The sequence below is a fragment of the Pseudoalteromonas sp. SG41-5 genome (assembly GCF_014164495.1).
Classification (GTDB): domain Bacteria; phylum Pseudomonadota; class Gammaproteobacteria; order Enterobacterales; family Alteromonadaceae; genus Pseudoalteromonas; species Pseudoalteromonas rhizosphaerae.
Genome location: NZ_JACJFH010000085.1, coordinates 1 through 21,986 on the forward strand (window position 1 = coordinate 1; position 21,986 = coordinate 21,986).

Consider the following 21,986-nt stretch of genomic DNA (forward strand, 5'->3'; position numbering starts at 1 on the left):
GATAAAACCCGACCATTGCACGACTCCAATGCGTATAACATCGGTCGTGCCGGCAGTTATATGCTCGCAGGGGCGCTCGTTGCTGAGATCAGCAGCCATTTTGCCAACCAAAGTCATTGGTTCGCGTTAATTTTAGCGTTTTTAAGTGGCCTGTTTATGATTTTGGTTGGCTTGTATATCATGCGGTTAGGCGCAAGCTTACAATGGCTGGAATCGCTAGGGAAAACCTTGGTGTGGCAGCACTTGGTAAAACTAAATCGTTTTATAATGCCAATCAACTCATTACCTAAAGCAATGGCTTATGGCGCATTATGGGGTTGGTTACCCTGTGGTTTAGTTTATTCAGCGCTAACCTGGGCGATGACCAGCAACACAGCCCTTGATGGCGCTCTAGTCATGCTATTTTTCGCGCTTGGTACGTTTCCCGCGATGTTAAGTATCGGCATGGGCGCACAAGTATTACATAAAGTATTAAATCACCCATGGGCACGAATAGCACTGGGCAGTGTACTTATTTGGTACGGGATTTATTTACTTATCATTGCAACTGACAAGCTGCTGCATTAATCTTAACAAATTAATGTGACAACATTTAATGGACTGAACTAATGGATTTATATCAAAACAAAGCCAAAAATAATTGCACAATCAGCTGCAATGACTGCAGCATAAGTCAACTGTGCTTACCTTTTACCCTCAATGGGCAAGAAATGGATAAACTTGATGAAATCATTGAGCGTAAAAAACCATTACACAAAGGGGATTTTCTTTTTGAATCAGGAGCGCCACTGAACGCTATTTTTGCTGTTCGCTCTGGTTCATTTAAGTCCTACACCCTTTCAGAGCAAGGTGACGAACAAATTACTGGCTTTCATCTCGCAGGTGATTTAATCGGCTTTGATGCAATAAATAAAATGGCACACCAAAGCTTTTCTCAAGCGCTCGAAACCTCAATGGTATGCGAAATTCCATTTGAAACACTCGATGACCTAGCGGGTAAATTACCAAAACTACGCCAGCAGATTATGCGCCTGATGAGCAGTGAAATTAACTACGACCAAGAAATGTTTTTGTCACTGAATAAAAAATCAGCCGAAGAGCGCTTAGCTAGTTTTATCTACAACTTGTCAAATCGCTTTGGCGAACGCGGGTTTTCTCGTAAAGAGTTTCGCTTTACCATGACCCGTGGTGAAATTGGTAATTACCTTGGTTTAACCGTTGAAACGATTAGCCGTTTACTGAGTCGTTTTCAAAAAGCTGCTTTAATAAAAGTGGAAGGTAAGTTTATCACTATTCTAGATAGTGATGGGTTATCCGCAGCTGCAGCAATCCACCCAAAATAAACTTGATCTAGCGCAACTAGTTGTTAGCTGTTACTTTAACTACTCACGTTATACGTTACACTCTAGCTATAAAGTAGTTAAAGGAGCAGCTTATGAACACCATCAAACAAATACTCGCCATTATTGATCCAACCGCTGAGTCTCAGCATGGTTTATCTCGATCTATCGAATTAGCCAAAAAGTCCGGTGCCAGTATCACCGCTTTTATGAGCATTTATGATTTTTCCTATGAGATGACGACCATGCTCTCTGGCGATGAGCGCGAGGCAATGCGCAATGCCGTCGTTAAAGACCGTCAGTTATGGCTGGATGAAATTTTGCAACACTACCCAGACGTCGATATTAACAGCCAAGTGGTTTGGCATAATCGCACTTATGAAGCGATCATCGATACGGTAATAGACCAACAGTTTGATTTGGTTGTAAAAGGAACTCACCAGCACGATACACTTAAGTCAGTAATTTTTACTCCAACCGATTGGCATTTAATTCGTAAATGCCCAGCCCCGGTATTATTGGTAAAAGAGCACGCTTGGCCTTCGCAGGGTAATATTTTAGCTGCTGTTAACGCTGTAAGTGAAAACCAACAGCACCTTGATTTAAACCATCGTATTATTCAAGATGCGCAGTTTTTATGTGAACTGGCTAACGCAAGCCTTAGTATCGTTAACGCCTATCCTGCGACACCGGTAAACATTGCAATTGAAATCCCTGAGTTTAACCCCAGTATTTATAACGAGTCGGTTAAAAAACACCATATAGAATCAACCCATGAGTTAGCAGCTAGTCATCAAATCGCCCAGCAAAACTGTGTCATAGAAGAAGGTTTACCAGAGGACGTGATCCCGGATGTAGCAAAGCGCCTTAATAGTGAATTAGTGGTAATTGGTACGGTTGGCCGCACTGGATTAAGTGCAGCCTTAGTAGGTAACACCGCAGAGCATGTTATTGACAGCCTTGATTGTGACGTATTAGCCTTAAAACCCGATGGCTATGTGAGCCCGCTGGCAAAAGATTAAATAAATTTTGTTGATTGAAACTTTAGGCATATAATACGCCCCTTTATTTTACCCATAGTTCTAAAGGGGGCGTAATGTCGCATTCTGTTCAAGCCAAAGCTCAACATAGCTTATCTAAGTTACAAAAACGCTTACGTCGTCAAACCGGTCAAGCGGTGATGGACTTCAATATGATTGAAGAAGGCGACCGTATCATGGTGTGCCTCTCTGGTGGAAAAGACAGTTATACTCTACTTGACATGCTGCAGCATTTACAGCGTGTTGCACCTATTAAATTTGATTTGTTTGTTGTTAACCTTGATCAAAAGCAACCAGGCTTTCCTGAACATGTATTGCCAGCATATTTAGACACTCAGAATATTGAATACAAAATTGTTGAAGAAGACACCTACAGTATAGTGACTGATATTATTCCTGAAGGTAAAACAACCTGTTCGCTATGCTCACGCTTACGTCGCGGCATTTTATATCGTACCGCAAATGAAATGGGGGCCACTAAAATCGCCTTAGGTCATCATCGCGACGATATGATCGAAACCCTATTCTTAAATATGTTTTATGGTGGCAAACTGAAAAGCATGCCAGCTAAATTAATGAGCGATAACGGCGAGCACATGGTAATTCGTCCATTAGCCTACTGTAAAGAAACAGATATTGAACAATATGCTATCAGCCAAGCATACCCTATCATTCCATGTAATCTGTGTGGCTCACAAGAAAATCTGCAACGCAAACATACCAAAGCGATGCTTGCACAGTGGGATATTGAGCACCCTGGTCGTATTGAGAGTATTTTTACTGCAATGCAAAATGTTGTGCCTTCGCATCTAGCAGATAATGAGTTATTTGATTTCACCAACTTAAAAACCGGTGAAGTAATTGATGGCGGCGATATAGCGCTTGATAAACCAGACATACCAAAACAATCTGTACTTAACGATGATGAAACAGCTGATGTTGTGACAATTAATTTAAGTTAACAAATTAACTTAAAGAATAACAATGCCGCGTATATCGCGGCATTTTTGTTTTTCGTTGATAAAGTCAGTTACGGCATATCCATCAACGCTTGGCTTTGCTCATCGACCTTAACTTGATAGTTTTCATGTCTTAAACCAAGTAACTGCGGTAACGTTGCAGCAATACAAATTGACGATAATGTTCCCACAACAATTCCTACAAATAGTGCGATAGAAAACCCCTGTAACGGCGCACCAGCCAATAACCACACACTCGCCACTGTTGCAAGAGTAGTGCCTGAGGTGATCAAAGTACGGGTCAAAGTGCTCTTAATTGATTCATTGATCACCGTATTCACGCTAGCTTGTTGTGTTGTGGAATCTAAGCGCAGTAGCTCGCGTACCCTGTCCCCGACAATAATTGAATCATTTAATGAATAACCAATGATTGCCAGTAAACTCGCTAACACGGTTAAGTTAAAATCAAGCTGTAACCATGCAAATAAACCAACTACCACCACCACGTCATGCATTAAAGCCACAACCGATCCCAACGCTAAACGCCACTCAAAGCGTAGCGCTAAATAAATCATCACGGCAACCATTGCCGCAAATAATGCCAAACAGCCTTGTTCAAATAATTCATCGCCAACTTGAGAGCCTAAGTAAGAAGATGACAACACTTCAGCACCCAATGTCTCATCTTGCGTAAGCGTTGCTAACCAAGGCGATGTACTGGCTTGCTCTGCCTCTCTTAACTGAAAGTGCTGGCTAGATTGAGCGCTTAAGGTAAAGTCATCATGGTGATAATAACTAATTTTTTTCGCCAGCTCAGCCTCACTAATTGGCACTGCAGTGGTAAACTCCGTTAAATAGCCACCAGTAAAATCAAGGCCGAAATTCAATCCTTTTGTAGCAACCCCTATTACAGAGAGCAGCACTAGTAGGATAGATAAAACCAACCCCGATAAACGTAAGCGGGTTGTGGTGCTCATTTTTTCATTTGAATTGCTCATGCGCGAGCTCCTCGCTTATTTGCCAATTTTAAATACAAAGTCTGACTCAACGCCTTAGAAACATACACCCCGGTAAATACGCTAGTTATTAGCCCTAACGCCAGCGTAATTGCAAAGCCTTTGATTGGCCCATAGCCAATACCATATAAAATAATTGCCGTGATCATAGTGGTAATATTAGCATCAAAAATTGTCGCAAATGCTTGTTGGTAGCCCTGCTCTATCGCTTGATATGGTGCTCGGCCTTTACGGCGCTCTTCTTTGATCCGCTCAAAAATAATAACATTAGTATCAACAGCCATACCGATTGTCAGTACCAGCCCGGCTATGCCCGGTAAAGTTAGCACCACGCCAGGCAGCAGTGACATTAATCCTACTAAAGCTGTTAAATTCAATAATAAGGCAATATTTGCCACCAGCCCTAAACGGCGATACCACAGCGCCATAAAGGCTAATGTAATACCCATTCCCAACATTAAGGCCGCGAGCCCATTATGTATGTTATCTGCGCCCAAGCTTGGCCCAATGGTTTGTTCTTGTACGATTGTCACCGGCGCAGTTAATGAACCTGCACGTAATAGCAATGCTAAATCCTGCGCCGCTTGTGGGCTTTGCATATTAGTAATACTAAATTGGCTACTCAAATGTTGAGCTATATTGGCAACATTAATCACTTCACTTTTTTTAACTACTTCACCTTTGACATTTTTATAATATTCAGAATACACCGTTGCCATTGGTTTACCGATATTACGTTTGGAAAATGCCGACATCGCCTCGCCACCTTGGCTGTCAAGGCTAAGTTGCACTAGCGGCTTGCCCCATTCATCGCGCCCTGCATGGGCATTATTGATGTGTTGTCCCGAAAAAATAGCAATTGGGTCTAAATTGATCGAGCCACCATTTTGCAGGTTAAAGGTTTTTCCGCCGATTTCTTTAAGCTGATAAAAATCAAGCGACGCTGTTGCACCTATAATACGTTTTGCTTCACTTGGATCTTGTACACCGGGTAACTCAATACGAATACGTTGTTTACCTTGGCGCTGGGTAACTGCTTCAGTAATGCCTAATTCTTCAATACGGCCTCTTAAAGTGGTTAAGGTTTGACTCATTACTTCTTTATCAAACGCATTACTACCTTGTTCACTAAAACTAAATGCCACCGTTGTTAAATTACCCTGTGAATGCGCAGTTGCCATTAAACGCTCAAAACGCTTTAGTACATTCGCCTGTACTGCGGCTAAGTCACTTTTAGCAGCAGGCAACGCATGTAATTCAAAACCATGGGCATTTTTTTGTACACGAACACCTCTGGCTTTTTCATCACGAATAATTGTTTTAGTTTGTTCATACGCACTATCAAGTTGCTCTTGTTGCGCTTTCACTAAATCAACATCTAATACAAATAACACACCACCATTAAGATCAAGACCTAATTTTATAGGTGCTAATCCTAAGCTTTGTAACCAATCGGGACTTGTTTGATGCGTAACTATTTTTGCATTCAACTGCGTAAATTCACTTTTTAACGCTTGTTGCGCTGCGGCACTTTTGGTTGGCTCTTGTAGTAACACATTTAATGAAAGGCTGTTTTGCGCCACTTGAATTGATTGCTCAACCAGAAACCCATGTTGATTTAAAAAATCAATAACAGATTTTTGCGAAGGAGTATTCGCTAGTAACTGCTGTGAATGTGGCTGGCTCTGCGTTGTACTCAGATGCAGCCACGATTTTGCTGGATATAAATTTGGTAAGGCACTGATCGCTAATAATACCAGCGCCAAAAACATCGCCATATAGCTTATTTTAAAACGCTGTAGCAGCGGTTTTTTTGATGAATTTTTTAACATATTGCTTCCTTTAAACCAATGCAAGCATCGGTTTCTCGCCTCATAGGCGCAGTAATTTATTTGCTTTAGTTGAATGACTAAAACATCGAAAAAATTAGTAGGAAGAGTTAACTGTAGTAAGTAAGTACTGCACGGTATTGTAAGTTGGCGTCTTTCCAACCACTAATCCGTGATTTTTTACCTTCGTAGGCTACAAACCAAGGTAATGTTATTGGCGGTTCAAGGGGTTGTAAGTAAAGTTGGCGCGCAAGGCTAGGTACAAAAAACTCAAATATTGCCACATAACTTGGCTCAACTTGGCTTTGATACAGAAATAGCGATGAATTACTCGCTGAAAAGCGTGGCTGTAAAGACTCAAACCCCGCGCCTTCTGTTTGTTGATCAGCCGCCGCAATTGGTACCTTCTTGGTAAAAGGGGTGATATCTGATACTGAAGTATCAAATACCTTAACCTCTAAAGCACTCAAATCAGATAACATCGCCGACTGAAAAAAAGCGGTAGGCTGGCTCACATTAGCCTCAGCGTTGCTCACAGCATTAGCCTGCACACTAAAAAGTGCAGTAAACAGCAGTAATACAGTAAGGACTAAACGGAAACGGATCATTTTATTATCTAAATAGTAAGCTGGTATTATAAATGGGGAGTAATTGCCCTATTTCAATAGCTAATTTGCAATTGAACAAAAAAAACCGCAAGTAAAACTACTTACGGCCAAAAATCACAGTCGATAATTAAGCGACTTCAAGTGAGGACATGTCAATGACATAACGATGAGACAAATCACCTTCTTTTAAGCGTTCAAAAGCCTGATTAATGTCTGCCATATTGATCATCTCTACTTCCGGTAAAATATTATGCAGCGCACAGAAATTAAGAATTTCTTGAGTTTGTGCAATACCACCAATCAAAGAGCCAGCCACGCGGCGACGCCCCAATAATAATGGCACCGAGTTTGATTCAGCCATCTCACCCACTTGTCCGACTAATACTTGAGTACCATCAATATCTAATAGGGGCATATAAGGGGTAAAGTCATGCTTAACTGGAATAGTATTAATGATCACATCAAACTGATTAGCGTATGCTTTCATGGCTTGTTCGTCTTTAGATACCAGTAAACCTTCAGCACCATATTCCAACGCTTGCTGTTTTTTATCATCTGATCGACTAATAGCTGTCACATGGGCACCCATTGCCGCTGCGATTTTAATTGCCATATGGCCTAACCCACCTAAGCCAATAACGCCAACTCGGCTTCCAGGCCCGACATTAAAAGTACGTAGCGGCGAATAAGTGGTAATACCCGCGCATAAAATTGGCGCACACTTAGCAAGATCAAGTGATTCTGGAACGTTTAAAACAAACTCTTCGCGCACTACAATGTGTTTGGCGTAGCCACCTTTGGTTGATTCACCAGTGATACGATCTTTTCCTGAATAAGTTCCGACCATGCCTTCGCGACAAAATTGCTCTTCGCCTTTGTGGCATTGGTCACACTCAAGGCAGCTATCAACCATACAACCAACTGCTACATTATCGCCAACTTTGTATTTAGTCACTTTGCTGCCAACCTCATCGACACGACCGACAATCTCATGTCCTGGTATAATTGGGTAACTAGTACCACCCCAATCATTATTTACGGTATGTAGATCTGAATGGCACACCCCGCAATATAAGATTTCAATCGCAACATCTTCATCGCGCAAATCGCGTCTTTCAAAATGAAATGGCTCTAATGGCGTATTAGCTTGATTTGCTGCGTATCCGATAGTTTTCATCTGCTTTCCCTTCTTTGTTAAAAACTGAGTTTAATTAACCACTCTAAAACATTGTCTTAAGCTGCCTAAACTGTACTATGTGCTGTTAGTAGTATAGCCCTAGATACAAACTGTTAAAGTTTATACTCTAGGCTACTAGAAAAAGTTTAATGCAGACTTAATAGAGTTAGAGAAAATATGCGCGGAATGGGTAAACAAGAAGCAATAAAACATCATGATGCGATGAATTTAAAGCAAAGCATTGTCACCTTGTGGCCTTACTTAGTTGCTTTTAAAGGCCGTGTAACACTTGCAACACTGGCATTGATCGCCGCAAAGGGTGCCACTTTATTGATGCCATGGGCGCTGAAAGAAATAATCGACAGTGTTGATCCAAGTTTACAAAATATAGTCATCGTACCCATAGCTTCACTGTTACTGTATGGCGGACTACGTTTTGCGAGTGTGTTTTTTGGTGAAGTACGTGATGCGTTGTTTGGTCGTGTAACTGAACATGCTATGCGCCATATTGGCCTAAAAGTATTTAATCACCTACACAGCCTTGAGTTGTCGTTTCATCTTGATAGGCAAACTGGCGGCATTAGCCGTGATATAGAGCGTGGCACCAGTGGCTTAAGCTTCTTAATGCGCTTTTTAATGTTCAATATTGTGCCAACTTTATTTGAAATAGCCGTAGTTGCGATTATTTTTGCAACTTTATTTTCGCCGTGGTTTGCCGTAGTTACCCTGCTTGCAGTGGCTTTATATATTACCTTCACGGTTGTTGTAACACAGTGGCGCAACCGCTTTATTCGCGAAGCAAACCAAGCCGACAATAATAGTAACAGCCGTGCTATTGACAGCTTACTTAATTATGAAACCGTTAAATATTTTAATAATGAAAAGCATGAAGCACAAACATATGATGGCTTTTTAGCTAGTTGGGAGCAAGCCCGGCTTAAAAACCGCTTATCGTTGCTTGCCCTTAATTCAGGCCAAGCCTTGATCATAGCAGCAGCGATCACCGCCTTAATGTGGCTTGCTAGTATTGAAGTGGTTAAAGGCACACTCTCTATTGGTGAGTTAGTAATGATCAACGCCTATATGATCCAATTATTTTTACCGCTCAATTTTTTAGGCTTTGTCTATCGAGAAATTCGCCGCGCCTTAACCGACCTTGAAAATATGCTCGGACTATTAACCCGTAAACCACTCATTTCAGATAAAGCAAATGCACAACAGCTCAATATACAACACGCTGATATAGAATTTAAAAACGTTAACTTTGGCTACCATCCATCAAGACCTATCATTAAGCAGCTTAGTTTTTCTATTAAAGCAGGCAGCAAAGTCGCGGTGGTGGGCGCCAGCGGTGCAGGAAAAAGCACCCTAGCCCGTTTACTGTATCGCTTTTATGATATTGACAGCGGTGAAATACATATTGATGGTCAACAACTTACTAGCGTCACACTCAACAGCTTGCGACAAGCGATTGCCATTGTGCCACAAGATACTGTGTTATTTAATACCAGCATTCGCGACAACATTGCTTATGGCCGTCCAGATGCTACAGCACAAGACATTGATAATGCTATTAATATGGCGCATTTACGCAGCTTTATTGATAGTTTAGATAAAGGTGATCAAACCCTCGTTGGTGAACGAGGTTTAAAAGTTTCAGGCGGTGAAAAACAACGCATTGCCATAGCCCGAGCCATTTTAAAACGCTCCCCTATTATCATTTTTGACGAAGCAACATCAGCGCTAGACTCTCATTCCGAGCAAGCAATATTAAAAGCCATGTCTGCACTAGCCTCTAATCATACCAGTTTAGTTATTGCCCATCGCTTATCAACAATAACAGATGCAGATACGATTATTGTGCTCAAAGAGGGCCAGCTGATCGAGCAAGGTAAACATGATGAGTTACTTACCCTCAATGGTGAATACGCGCGCATGTGGGAACTTCAACAAAAAACAGCATAAACATGGAGACTCATCTTCGGCGCGGGATACACACTGTATGTCGCGTTGCTTGTTGTTTCACCTAACTGAGAAGTAATTCACCTCAAAAGTTTGTCTGTTTTTAGGTTATCAATAACAATCCGAGTTAGAAAAACGTGAGATAAAAATAATTAAATTACATTCAGGGAAATCCAATGAAGAAAACACTTATTGCAGCAACACTTGCTGCCACATTTCTGACCGGCTGTTCAGAGCCTAAAACAACACAAGCGCAACAGCAGCCTAGTGCCGAAACCCAGACAGCAAAAGCTGAATTAGGTAGCTTTGGGGTAGATTTAACAGCCCGCAATGAAGCCATAAAACCAGGTGATGACTTTTTCATGTACGCCTGTGGCACATGGTATGACAACTACGTTATGCCTGCCGATAAAACTCGCTACGGTGCATTTGCAGGATTGGCAGAGCGCAGCGAAGAGCGTGTTAAGGCAATTATTGAAGAGATCGCAGCCCGAAAAGATTTAAATACTGAAGAAAAGTTAGTTGCCGATTTCTATAACGCGTATATGGATACCGATACCCTTAATAAGCTTGGTGTGTCGCCAATTAAACCACTACTAACGGAAATTAGTAACGTTTCATCAACCGATGATCTAACCAAATTGTTTGGCCAATCGTGGTTAACGGGCGTTAACTCGCCTATTGGTGGTGGCATGTGGTTTAACCGCTTAGACCCAAATAAATATGAAATGTCATTAGGTGCTGGCGGCTTAGGTTTACCAGATCGTTCTTACTACCTTGAAGATTCAGAACGTTTTGTTAAAACTCGTACTGCTTATGTAGCCCATATTGCCGACATGCTTAAATTTGCAGGTGTTGACAATACAACTGAACGTGCTGAGGCAATTTTAGCCCTTGAAACCAAAATAGCACAAGGCCAGTGGCCACGAGAAAAACGTCGTAACCGCGACCTTACCCTAAATCAAATCGAACGCAGCGAGCTGAGCTCTAGCTATCCTGATTTTAATTGGGATCTGTATTTTGAACAAACAGGATACCAAGTACCACAGTTAAATGTATCGCAACCAGAGCCGATCAAAGCCATGATTGCATTGATCAATCAAGAAGATCTTACTGTATGGAAAGATTACTTAACCTATCACGCACTAAGCTCTAATGCAGAGCTACTGTCTGAAGATGTATTCAATACTAACTTCGCATTTTACGGAAAAGAGCTAAATGGCCAGCAAGAGCCTCGCCCACGCTGGAAACGCGCTATCAGCCAAATGTCGAGCACTGATTCATTAGGTTTTGCCATTGGTAAAGTGTATGTAGCACGCTACTTCCCTGAATCATCAAAACAACAAATGTCAGCATTGGTAGAAAACCTGCGAACAGCTCTGGGCGAACGTATTGACAACCTAGACTGGATGGGCGCAGAAACTAAAGTAAATGCCCGCGCTAAACTCGCTGCGTTTGTGCCTAAAATTGGCTATCCCGATGTATGGCAATCATTTGATGGTTTAAGCATAAGTAGCAATGATTTGATGGGCAACATCAAAAATACCCGCGAGTTTTTCCGAGCTGAAAGCGCTGCAAAAGAATTGCAAAAAACCGACCGTAACCGCTGGGGCATGACACCACAACGTGTTAACGCTTACTACAACAGTTCGTTTAACGAAATTGTATTCCCTGCAGCAATTCTACAACCACCATTTTTCGATCCTAATGCCGATCCGGCAGTAAACTATGGTGGCATTGGTGCCGTGATTGGTCATGAAATGGGCCATGGTTTTGACGATCAAGGCTCTAAATCAGATGCTAACGGCGTACAACGTAACTGGTGGACAGATGCCGATCGTGCTGCATTTGATGCCAAAGCCGACCAACTTGCTGCACAATACAGTCAATACGAGCCAATCCCTGGTAACTTCGTTAATGGTCGTAATAGCTTAGGTGAAAACATCGGTGACGTGGGTGGGTTAGCAATGGCTTATCACGCTTACAAACTCAGCCTAAACGGTAAAGAAGCGCCTATTATTGACGGCCTTACGGGCGATCAACGGTTCTTCCTAGCCTGGGCACAAGTATGGAAAGAAAAACGCACTGAGCAAAGCATGTTAAACCAGCTTCGTGGTGGCACACATGCACCCGGTCGCTTTAGAGCACAAGCACCACGTAACCACGATGCATGGTACAAAGCATTCAATGTACAACCGGGTGATGCCTTGTATTTACCAGAAGATCAACGCGTACGTATTTGGTAATATACCCGATACATTTCGATTGAAAATATAACCCGCAACTGCGGGTTATATTTTTTGTGCTGCTTGCTCAAAGCAACTTTAATTCCCACTGAATTCTGTATTTCCAAGCGAGTTGGGTATAGAATACGGCACTACAAAATTTATACTTTTAAAAACATATTTAAGGCGAAACGCAGATGGGAAGAGCTTACCAAAACAAAAAAGATTCAATGGCTAAGACTGCGGGTGCTAAAACTAAAGTTTACTCAAAGTACGGTAAAGAAATTTATATTTGCGCAAAAAATGGTGGTATTGATCCCGATGGCAACCTATCGCTACGTCGTTTAATTGAACGCGCTAAAAAAGATCAAGTACCAGCACACGTAATTGACCGCGCAATTGATAAAGCCAAAGGCGGCGGCGGTGAAGACTACTCAGCAACTCGTTACGAAGGCTATGGCCCTGGTAACTGCATGATCATTGTTGATTGCTTAACTGACAACAACAAACGTACTTTTGCTGATGTACGTGTATGTTTTACTAAAGCAAACGCTAAAATTGGTGCACAAAACTCGGTATCTCACTTATTTGATCATTTAGCTATTTTTGTATTTGATGGCGATGATGACGAAGCCGTGCTTGAAGCACTAATGATGGCTGACGTTGATGTTACTGACGTAGAAGTTGAAGCCGGCAAAGTCACTGTTTTTGCTCCGCATACTGAGTACAACAACACCCGTACCGCACTTGAAGAAATGGGCGTTACTGAGTTTGATGAAGATTTGATCTCTTTTGTGCCGCAAGTTGAAGCACCCATTGCAGGCGAAGACGTAGAAGTAATGGAACGCTTTTTAGCGATGCTTGAAGATTGTGACGACGTACAAAACGTGTACCACAACGCACAATTTTAATTTTATTGACTAAAATTATGACTAAGGCCAACTTGATTGGCCTTTTTATTTTCTTATTGTTAAACCCCTAAATAAATGGATTTGTATTTTGAATACCGTTGAACAGCTTCGTAGTGGTAAATTAGCTGGCACTAAACGTTTACAACTAGTTGAAGAGCTAACCACATTCCCAGACGAAATTTTTACCCTTGCAGATACCCTCGAAGTACTCGATTTATCAAATAATAATTTATCTGATTTGCCCGACGAATTTGCTAGTTTAACTAAATTAAAGCGGGTGTTTTTATCATTCAATCAGTTCCAGCATATTCCTGCTGTATTGGCAAAATGCCCTTCCCTTATTATGATTGCATTTAAAGGCAATAAAATCAGTGAATTTGCCGAGCATAGTTTGCCGCTTTCGACACAATGGTTAATTTTAACTGACAACCATATTGAACAATTGCCAGACTCTTTTGGTGAACTTACGCAACTGCGTAAACTTGCCCTTGCTGGTAATCGACTAACGACTTTGCCACACAGCATGCAGCAGTGCCAAGCGCTTGAACTCGTGCGTTTATCTGCGAATAACTTAACTGATGTTAATGACTGGCTGTTTGAATTACCAAAACTCAGTTGGCTGGCTTTTGCAGGCAATGACTTTAATAAAGCACAAAGTTTACAACAAGTTCAATTAGCAGCCGTACAACTAAACGAGTTTTCACTTGTTGAAAAAATTGGTGAAGGTGCGTCTGGGATTATTCACTTAGCACAGTGGCAGCACAATAATGTGGCGTTAAAACTGTTTAAAGGCGCGATCACCAGTGATGGCTATCCACTTGATGAAGTAAACTGTTGCTTGCAAGCGGGCGAACATAAAAACCTAATAAACGTTCTCGCCTATATCGATAACCCAGAGCAACTTGGTCTGGTTATGGAGCTTATCAGTAAGGACTATCAAAACCTCGGCTTACCGCCGTCACTTGATACTTGCACCCGCGATACCTTTTTTGAGCATACACAGTTCACTGCTCACGCCATTAAACACATTGCTAAGCAAATGGTCAGCACCCTTGCCCACTTACATATCAATAACGTAAGTCATGGCGATGTATATGCGCACAACACCATGATAAACGATGAATACACAGTATTGTTTGGTGACTTTGGCGCAGCAACTAATTTAGACTCTCTGACCGACTATCAGCGCCAACAAATGCAGCGTATTGAAGTCAGAGCGATTGGCTGCTTAATTGATGATTTACTGAGCGTGTGTTCTGAAGTTACGAGCGATGCAACACAGCTAAGAAAACTTGCTCAACAATGTATGAATGCAGATATGAGCCAACGACCAACTCTAAAAGCACTAATAGAAAAACTATAACTTTTATGCGCGACTCTGAGTCATGCTTTACCGCCTTGCTTTGCTACATAGCTATAAAATAAAACTGAATATAAATAAGCCTTGGTCTACTTATATGGCTTTCGTGTCTGGTATGCTTTTATAATATCAGTAACTTTACTGAGCTTTGGTCAAACTAATTCACCCAAAGCTCAGTTGGTTAATAAAATAGCGTTAATCAAGCGTTATTGTAATGACTTCGTTGGCAAATTCGCTATACACCACAAGGTGTTTTTCAGAAATAGTCTCAAAATGAAAGTCTTTCATTGAATAACTTTCCCATGACACATCAGCTTTGATCAAATACTCTTTATCCGCTGATAGGGCCCACAGTTGCCCCGTAGATTGATTAGATGACGCATCACCTACATAAATCAATAAATAGCCTTGTTCACTCACAATAGGAGTTATTTTTTTAGTATTACTTCGTGCATAACTCGCAATTGTGCGCCATGTTTCATTATAAACTCTGATCGGTTGAGTGGTATTTAACCGTGATTGCAACTGCAATTCTGACTGCTCTGTACCAGCCTTACGTAAATATTTAAGCACGGCATATTTTATCGATGCTGTCTCAACAAAATCACCCGCTAGTAAAGTATCTAAGTCGCCGCCAATCCAATCAGGAGTTATTTGTCTTAACGCGGTTAAATCGAATGCAGTACTTGTCTCTACTTGTTCTCGTGTAAATTTAAACTGTTCAATGCCACTGTCTTGGTTTGTAAATAAGAACTGGTTATTACCATTTTGCCAAATAGTAGCATTGCGTACATTATTCAATGAAAACACAGCGTCATCGCGCGCACTTGGTATAACGTCCATTACATTTATAAGCAACTGCTCATCAGTACCAAAACCTAGACCAAATGTGATGTCATCATATTCAAAAAATGGTGTATGACTAAATGTACTGATCTGCTTACTCAATACAGTGCTCCCTCGGATCTGAGCATTTATGATCTGTATATACGATTTTGATGAAACCTCATTATTATCTTCAAGCGCTAGATAAAGGTCTTGATTATTTGCAATAAATTCACTTTTCAAAACCCCATCGTTGATTAGGTTAGATACTGCTTTCCATTTACCACTTTGCCAACTATAAACACCATCAGGAAAAGACGTTAACGCAAATAGTTTACCGCCTGAAATAGCTAGACTTGAAGCGTTAATATCATGGATTTTATAATTACCTAATTGGCCATTATCAAAAGAAGCAGAGTGTAATTTGTATTGCGTAGAGGCGCCTTCAGTAATAAACCAAACTTGCTCATCAAACCATAAATATTCAGATTCAATTAACCGCTCTTTGTCGGGGTTATCAAATAATAATTGCTTTTCTTGTTCACTAAACACCAAATACAATTTACGTTTTTCATACACCACAGTATAAGGACGGCAAGCTACTTTAAACTTAAGATTAGAGGAGTCATCAACTTCACAAATCTGTGGCCCGCCAAGCGCTGTAATTTCAGGCTCAATCATTGTAAGTGGTGGAACCGAGACTGGAGAGTCTTTTAACTGAATACTTTGCTCGCCATAACGAATAGTTACAGGGTATGAATAAGGGGTTGTTTGTGCAAAACTCGCCTGAGAAGATACACATTTAACAGCAAGGCTATAATTCAACGTTGTTGTATTGCTCAGCTGTGTGTCGCACGTGATACTTTCTGGTATAGCTAATAAGGTTGGTTGTACAAATGTTTTTGACGTTGCGCTCAGTTCAATAACCTTGTCTGCAGTAAGCTTCGCTTTGTTATCCATCCATGACACTTCAAGTCCTGCGGCAACACCATTGGCTGTTATTTTGAGCGTAAACGTTTGCTCTGAAATAGCAGGTGGCTTTGTATCTTGACTGTCTCCAGAAGAGCCACCGCATCCACTTGCGGCTAAAATAGATAAACTCACTAAAAATGATTTAAATTGCAAAATAGAATCCTTGTGTTTAATTAGTTTCAAAAAAGTCGCTACTAATACATATTCCTTCAGTTATCAATTATTACTACTAGTACCTTTTTTAGCAATATATTTTTGGTTATTATCTGTCCATACCAATACTCGATAAAATATGATCACTATCGAAAACACTAAATTGAAAGGATTCCCATATCGCGACTATTTTTGCTTTTTAAACGGAAACAGCTGCTGTTTTAACATCCCAGTTGGTACATAGTCCCCGACTACGCCATAAGCTTCTGGCCATTCTTGTTGGCCTTTTACGGCCGTGCCAAAAACATAATCTAAGAATGAAAAGTGCGCAGCATAATTACGGTCAATGGCCGCTTTATCTGAAGAGTGATGCCAATGATGAAACTGTGGCGTAACCAATAAATATTTCAACCAACCAAATTTCACCCGTACATTGGCATGGTTAAATACCGCCTGAAAACCCACGATTATCACATATAAGCTGATCACTTGCTGCGAAAAACCCAGCACGAAAATAGGCGTAAGTACTAAACTGCGCGTCACTAAAATTTCTAAAATGTGCTGGCGAGAGCCTGCAAGCCAGTCCATTTCTTTTGCACTGTGATGAATACCATGAAAACGCCATAAATAAGGCACTTCATGATAAGCGCGGTGTACAAAGTACTGCATCAAATCAGCGACTAAAATAATTAACAGCACTTGCAATATAAAAGGTAATTGACTGATGTAGCCCTGCACAGTGCTTGACACTGCCCAACCAAAACCATAGTGCACAAAGTGATTAGTCACTAATAACACAAACCCAATAATCAAATGGTTAACAAAAAAGTGGTTTAGATCACCGCGCCATTCACTGCGTAATATCTTTTGTTCTTTGCGGTGCGGTAACAGCTTTTCAATGAGAATAAATATTAAGGTTGAGCCCAATAAATCTAATATAAACCAGTCTAGGCCTATATAGGGGGTGTTATCAGCAAAATCATTCACCTCAACATTAGGGCCGCCAAACGCAATGGCCAGCACAATAAAAAACCACGCAGTTGCACCTAAACGTTTATTTTTGTTACGTACAAAGTTAAGTAACCCCAAACTACCGGCCACAATAAGCGCACCAAACATCAGTTGACGTAAAAATTCGACACTGTAGCTCTTTCTCAGTTCCGGTGTGGTTAAATATTCTGGAAAATGAAAGGCGAGCACGCCTAAACAAGACAGCATCGCTAAAAAGCAGCCGATATAACCGCTAATATTACCTTCACCTATTTGTAGGTGGTTAGTACGAAACAGGTGAGTTTTTAGAGTATTTTTCATTAGTAATTCCTTTTATATCAATCGTGTTAAGTTACTGACCATTTATAGCGACAGATAAATACAGTGATAACAAGGCGTAAATTTTGACATGTAGTTGTTCTACTTGAAAAAATTATAACGCAGTTAGCGCTTTATTTAGCTCGCTAGCATGGTTAAGTATTTAAGTCGATTGGTATTAAAACAGCTCGCAGAATACCATATCTACAGCCCAGCGCTAGACACAAAAAAGCCGCGATAGTCGCGGCTTGGTTGGATAAAGCTAAATTTTTACGTGGTACTTATTACAAGTACTGGCCTAACGCTTTAACTTGGTCTAACATGCGGTTTGAGAAACCCCATTCGTTATCGTACCAAGCCATCACTTTAACTAGTTTGCCATCAGCTTTCGTTTGCGTAGAATCAAAGATTGACGACGCTGGGTTATGGTTAAAGTCAATAGAAACAAGCGGTAACTCGTTGTATTGTAAAATATCTTTCATCGACCCAACAGATGCTGCTTTCATAATTTCATTGATTTCTGTAGCCGTTGTTTCACGCTTAGTAATAAACGTAAAATCAACCAGTGATACATTAATTGTAGGTACACGTACTGACATACCATCAAGTTTACCAGCAAGCTCAGGTAACACTAAACCAACTGCTTTAGCAGCACCGGTTTTAGTTGGGATCATTGACTGCGTTGCACTTCGTGCACGATACAGATCAGGATGATAAACATCTGACAAGTTTTGGTCATTAGTGTAGGCATGGATTGTCGTCATGCTACCTTGCTCAATACCGACTGTATCGTTAATTGCTTTGGCAATTGGTGCTAAACAGTTAGTTGTACATGAAGCATTAGAAATAATGTTGCTATCTGCAGTGATCACATCACTGTTTACACCGTGAACAACGGTTGCATCTAAATCAGTACCAGGGGCTGAAACGATTACTTTTTTCGCGCCCGCTGTAATATGCTTTGCAGCATCTTCACGCTTAGTGAAAAAACCCGTACATTCTAAAACGATATCAACGTTTAATGCTTTCCATGGAAGGTTAGCAGGGTCGCGTTCTTGGGTAAGAGTAATAACGTCGTCGCCAATCAACATGGTGTTATCAGCAAGTGTGACTTTATGAGAAAATTGCCCATGCACTGAATCATATTGTGTTAAATGTGCATTAACATTAGCCGGTGCTAAGTCGTTAATTGCGACAATTTTAATTTCATTATTTTGTGCAGACTCATAAAGCGCGCGTAAAACATTGCGACCGATACGGCCATAGCCATTAATTGCTACATTAATCATTTCAAAACTCCACTTAAATTATTTAACTTCACTTGCTTGGCGAGCAAGCGCTTCAATGGCTTGCCAGTCTTTATTTTCAATTAGTTGTTTATCTAGCATCCAGGTACCACCAACACAAATAACATTGCTAAGTGCTAAATAACTAGGTGCTGTTGCTAGGCTAATGCCACCGGTTGGACAAAATGTTACTTGTGGTAATGGCCCACCAATCGATTTAAGCATTGCTGTTCCACCTGCAGCTTCTGCTGGGAAGAACTTTAAAAACTTAAATCCGTGACTGGCTAATTTCATCACTTCACTTGGCGTTGCGGCGCCCGGTAGAAATGGAATATCAGTGCCTTTTGCCAGTGCTAAAAGTTCATCATTTACGCCTGGGCTCACCATAAAATCAGCACCTGCGGCAACTGATGCATCAAAGCTTGCTTTATCTACCACAGTCCCAGTGCCAACATAGGCTTCTGGTACTTCGGCTTTCATTAGCTTTACAGCTTCTGCAGCAATCGGTGTACGTAGTGTAATTTCAAGTGCTTTTAGACCGCCGTTATACAGCGCTCTTGCTAGTGGCGCTGCATCTTCTAAATTATCAATTACCACCACTGGCACTACCGGTGCCGATGATAATATTTTTTCTATGCTCATAGTGTGTTCCTCATACCCAGTTTGGCGAATTATTATTCTATTCCAAAGGCGCTAGCGCCCATGTCTGCGCTACTTACGATATTTCTAAATCCGGTGAACAACTCTCGGCCCGTACCAAACGTTAAGCTAGGTACGCTAAGTTGTAATTCACGTTGTGCTAATTCTTCATCACTTACATGTACTTTTAAGATACCTGCTGGTGCATCAAGAGTAATTAAATCACCTTCCTGAATCTTAGCAATAATGCCGCCTTCAACCGCCTCTGGTGCTAAGTGGATTGCCGCTGGCACTTTACCTGATGCGCCTGACATACGACCGTCAGTTACGATCGCTACTTTGTAACCTTCATCTTGCAAGGTTGCCATTACTGGCGTGAGCTTATGCAGCTCAGGCATACCTTTGGCTTTTGGACCTTGCTCTTTTAGCACAGCAATAAAGTCTTGGTTTAACTCACCGCGTGTATAGGCTTCTTGTAATGCACTTTGTGAAGCAAATACTTTTGCTGGTGCTGTAACAACTTGATGCTCAACCGCAACCGCCGACACTTTGATCACGGCTTTACCTAAGTTACCAGTTAGTAACTGTAAGCCGCCTTGTTTACTGAATGGGTTGTCAATTGGACGAAGTACATCTTCGTCTAATGAATTCTCTGGACACGGTACCCATTTAACTTTGCTTGGGCCTGTTGCGCTCGTCATGATCAGGTTACTGTCAGTATCTAAACGTGGTTCTTGGGTATACGCCTCGAGACCTTCGCCAACAATGGTTTTAACGTCATTGTGCAAGAACCCTGCATCAACGAGTTCTCTCATAAGGAAACCCATGCCGCCGGCTGCTTGGAAATGATTTACATCAGCAGAACCATTTGGATAAATACGTGTTAGCAGTGGCACCACTTCTGATAAATCCGACATATCTTTCCATGTCAGCTCAACGCCTGCCGCTTTGGCAATTGCCACTAAGTGAATTGCATGATTCGTAGAGCCACCGGTTGCTAACAAACCAACTAAACCATTAATAATGGTTTTTTCAGTTACAACATCCGCTAAGCAATTGGCATCTTTACTTTGAATCAATTGTTTAAGCATGGTTTCTACCGCATTACCGGTTAAACCATCACGCAACTCTGTATATGGATTGATGAACGAGCTACCAGGAAGGTGCAAGCCCATAATTTCCATCAACATTTGGTTACTGTTTGCAGTACCGTAAAACGTACAAGTACCCGCGCTGTGATAAGACGCACTCTCCGCTTCTAAAAGCTCATCACGGCTTACTAAGCCTTGAGCAAACTTTTGACGAATACGGGCTTTTTCTTTATTTGGAATGCCTGACTGCATCGGGCCTGCTGGCAAAAAGTACACCGGTAGATGACCAAATGATAAAGCACCAATTAATAGACCAGGGACAATTTTGTCACACACACCTAAGCAAAATACGCCATCAAACACATCGTGTGATAATGAAATAGCTGTCGACATCGCAATTACATCACGAGAAAAAAGCGATAACTCCATGCCATCACGGCCCTGAGTTACGCCATCACACATGGCTGGCACGCCGCCTGCAACTTGAGCTGTGGCATCGTACTTTGTAGCAATGTCTTTAATTAAATCTGGATAATCTTTGTATGGCACGTGCGCAGATAGCATATCGTTATATGAATTGATAATCGCTAAGTTTGGCTGCTCATCAGCTTTTAAACGTGCTTTATCGTCACTGCTACACGCAGCCATAACATGGGCGATATTGCCACAACCTAAACCAGAACGAACTCTTGTTTGTTTTTTTGCATGATTGATGCGTTCTAAATAGGCTTGGCGAGTAGCTTTACTGCGTTCAATGACGCGTTCGGTGACTTCTTGAATACGAGGATGTAACATAAAATTCGACTCATCTCTAAGGTTAGAGGATAAAGGCTCAGTGGCAAGTGCATACTCCACGAATGAACTTGCACTGAGCATCTTTGATTTACCCGTTCAAAGGTATACGTTGGCAGGTTGTCTCTCACAATCAACCTGACACCGGTGTCACTGTATTAACGCATGACTGTGACACCGGTGTCAACCCTATCCTATAAATTTAGTTTAAATATTTTAAATGACCAAATAATGAACGAAAATAATTTTTCATTAGGGGATCTAGCTTGGTCGCTAAATTGTGTTGCTGGAGTGCTAGAAAATGTGAGGAGTTTTTACTTTAATTTATTGATTATAATATCTTTTTATAATCTAAATGATATCAATCGTAATACCAATCTGCATAAAGATTAAGTCAATTTTATCCAGTCTCTAGAGCATATGCTTTTAACCGTATCAGGAACAGAAATGAATTTATTCCACGCTTGCGAAACCTGTTCGACTATTTCTTCAT

At 41.2% G+C, this 21,986-nt stretch carries 17 protein-coding genes; 8 read left to right on the top strand and 9 right to left on the bottom strand.

Annotated elements, in window-relative coordinates; all coding sequences use genetic code 11:
• The 4 genes from H5232_RS17965 to ttcA form a co-directional block, all read left to right on the top strand.
• On the top strand, positions 1-567 hold a 567-nt coding region (locus H5232_RS17965), incomplete at its 5' end, for a sulfite exporter TauE/SafE family protein (RefSeq protein ID WP_182831276.1).
• A gap of 41 nt (positions 568-608) precedes the next feature.
• On the top strand, positions 609-1,343 hold the full coding sequence (locus H5232_RS17970; protein WP_145233499.1) for an FNR family transcription factor: 735 nt from the start codon (positions 609-611) through the stop codon (positions 1,341-1,343).
• Positions 1,344-1,435: 92 nt separating this feature from the next.
• Positions 1,436-2,362, top strand: coding sequence for a universal stress protein UspE (gene uspE, locus H5232_RS17975; RefSeq protein ID WP_182731414.1), 927 nt, complete (start codon positions 1,436-1,438; stop codon positions 2,360-2,362).
• Between the two features lie 74 nt (positions 2,363-2,436).
• Positions 2,437-3,342 (top strand): tRNA 2-thiocytidine(32) synthetase TtcA, encoded by a 906-nt coding sequence (ttcA, locus tag H5232_RS17980; RefSeq protein WP_182718570.1) that lies wholly within the window; start codon positions 2,437-2,439, stop codon positions 3,340-3,342.
• 68 nt (positions 3,343-3,410) lie between these two features.
• On the opposite strand, the gene secF is transcribed toward ttcA, so the two are convergent.
• The 4 genes from secF to H5232_RS18000 form a co-directional block, all read right to left on the bottom strand.
• The gene (gene secF / locus H5232_RS17985) at positions 3,411-4,337 is read right to left on the bottom strand and encodes a protein translocase subunit SecF (RefSeq protein WP_149982401.1); all 927 of its coding nucleotides are present in this window, start codon (positions 4,335-4,337) and stop codon (positions 3,411-3,413) included.
• The gene (gene secD, locus H5232_RS17990; protein ID WP_182735215.1) at positions 4,334-6,187 is read right to left on the bottom strand and encodes a protein translocase subunit SecD; all 1,854 of its coding nucleotides are present in this window, start codon (positions 6,185-6,187) and stop codon (positions 4,334-4,336) included. Before secD ends, secF begins: the two co-directional genes overlap by 4 nt.
• A gap of 107 nt (positions 6,188-6,294) precedes the next feature.
• Positions 6,295-6,792, bottom strand: coding sequence for a hypothetical protein (locus H5232_RS17995; protein WP_182735214.1), 498 nt, complete (start codon positions 6,790-6,792; stop codon positions 6,295-6,297).
• A gap of 127 nt (positions 6,793-6,919) precedes the next feature.
• Positions 6,920-7,969, bottom strand: coding sequence for an NAD(P)-dependent alcohol dehydrogenase (locus tag H5232_RS18000; protein ID WP_182718567.1), 1,050 nt, complete (start codon positions 7,967-7,969; stop codon positions 6,920-6,922).
• A 222-nt stretch (positions 7,970-8,191) separates the two neighbouring features.
• Between H5232_RS18000 and H5232_RS18005 the strand changes: the two genes are divergently transcribed.
• From H5232_RS18005 to H5232_RS18020, 4 genes are all read left to right on the top strand, one after another.
• Positions 8,192-9,934 (top strand): ABC transporter ATP-binding protein/permease, encoded by a 1,743-nt coding sequence (locus H5232_RS18005; protein WP_182831278.1) that lies wholly within the window; start codon positions 8,192-8,194, stop codon positions 9,932-9,934.
• Between the two features lie 173 nt (positions 9,935-10,107).
• Positions 10,108-12,177, top strand: a complete 2,070-nt coding sequence (locus H5232_RS18010) for a M13 family metallopeptidase (RefSeq protein WP_182831277.1) — start codon at positions 10,108-10,110, stop codon at positions 12,175-12,177.
• Positions 12,178-12,353: 176 nt separating this feature from the next.
• The gene (locus H5232_RS18015) at positions 12,354-13,067 is read left to right on the top strand and encodes a YebC/PmpR family DNA-binding transcriptional regulator (protein ID WP_145233481.1); all 714 of its coding nucleotides are present in this window, start codon (positions 12,354-12,356) and stop codon (positions 13,065-13,067) included.
• A gap of 88 nt (positions 13,068-13,155) precedes the next feature.
• Positions 13,156-14,430: a leucine-rich repeat-containing protein kinase family protein gene (locus H5232_RS18020; protein ID WP_182797994.1), complete on the top strand. Its 1,275-nt coding sequence runs from the start codon at positions 13,156-13,158 to the stop codon at positions 14,428-14,430.
• A 192-nt stretch (positions 14,431-14,622) separates the two neighbouring features.
• Here H5232_RS18020 and H5232_RS18025 read toward each other — a convergent pair whose 3' ends face one another.
• The 5 genes from H5232_RS18025 to edd all read right to left on the bottom strand — a co-directional run bounded on the left by H5232_RS18025 (position 14,623) and on the right by edd (position 21,496).
• On the bottom strand, positions 14,623-16,377 hold the full coding sequence (locus H5232_RS18025) for a hypothetical protein (protein ID WP_182797995.1): 1,755 nt from the start codon (positions 16,375-16,377) through the stop codon (positions 14,623-14,625).
• A gap of 186 nt (positions 16,378-16,563) precedes the next feature.
• On the bottom strand, positions 16,564-17,688 hold the full coding sequence (locus H5232_RS18030; protein ID WP_149982407.1) for a sterol desaturase family protein: 1,125 nt from the start codon (positions 17,686-17,688) through the stop codon (positions 16,564-16,566).
• 281 nt (positions 17,689-17,969) lie between these two features.
• Positions 17,970-18,974, bottom strand: a complete 1,005-nt coding sequence (gene gap / locus H5232_RS18035; protein WP_145233472.1) for a type I glyceraldehyde-3-phosphate dehydrogenase — start codon at positions 18,972-18,974, stop codon at positions 17,970-17,972.
• 18 nt (positions 18,975-18,992) lie between these two features.
• A complete protein-coding gene (gene eda / locus H5232_RS18040) occupies positions 18,993-19,613 on the bottom strand; it encodes a bifunctional 4-hydroxy-2-oxoglutarate aldolase/2-dehydro-3-deoxy-phosphogluconate aldolase (protein WP_145233470.1) in 621 nt (206 codons plus the stop codon).
• A 32-nt stretch (positions 19,614-19,645) separates the two neighbouring features.
• Positions 19,646-21,496 carry a phosphogluconate dehydratase gene (gene edd, locus H5232_RS18045; RefSeq protein WP_182740833.1) on the bottom strand — a complete coding sequence of 617 codons (1,851 nt, stop codon included), beginning with the start codon at positions 21,494-21,496 and terminating at the stop codon, positions 19,646-19,648.
• Positions 21,497-21,986 lie beyond the last annotated feature (490 nt).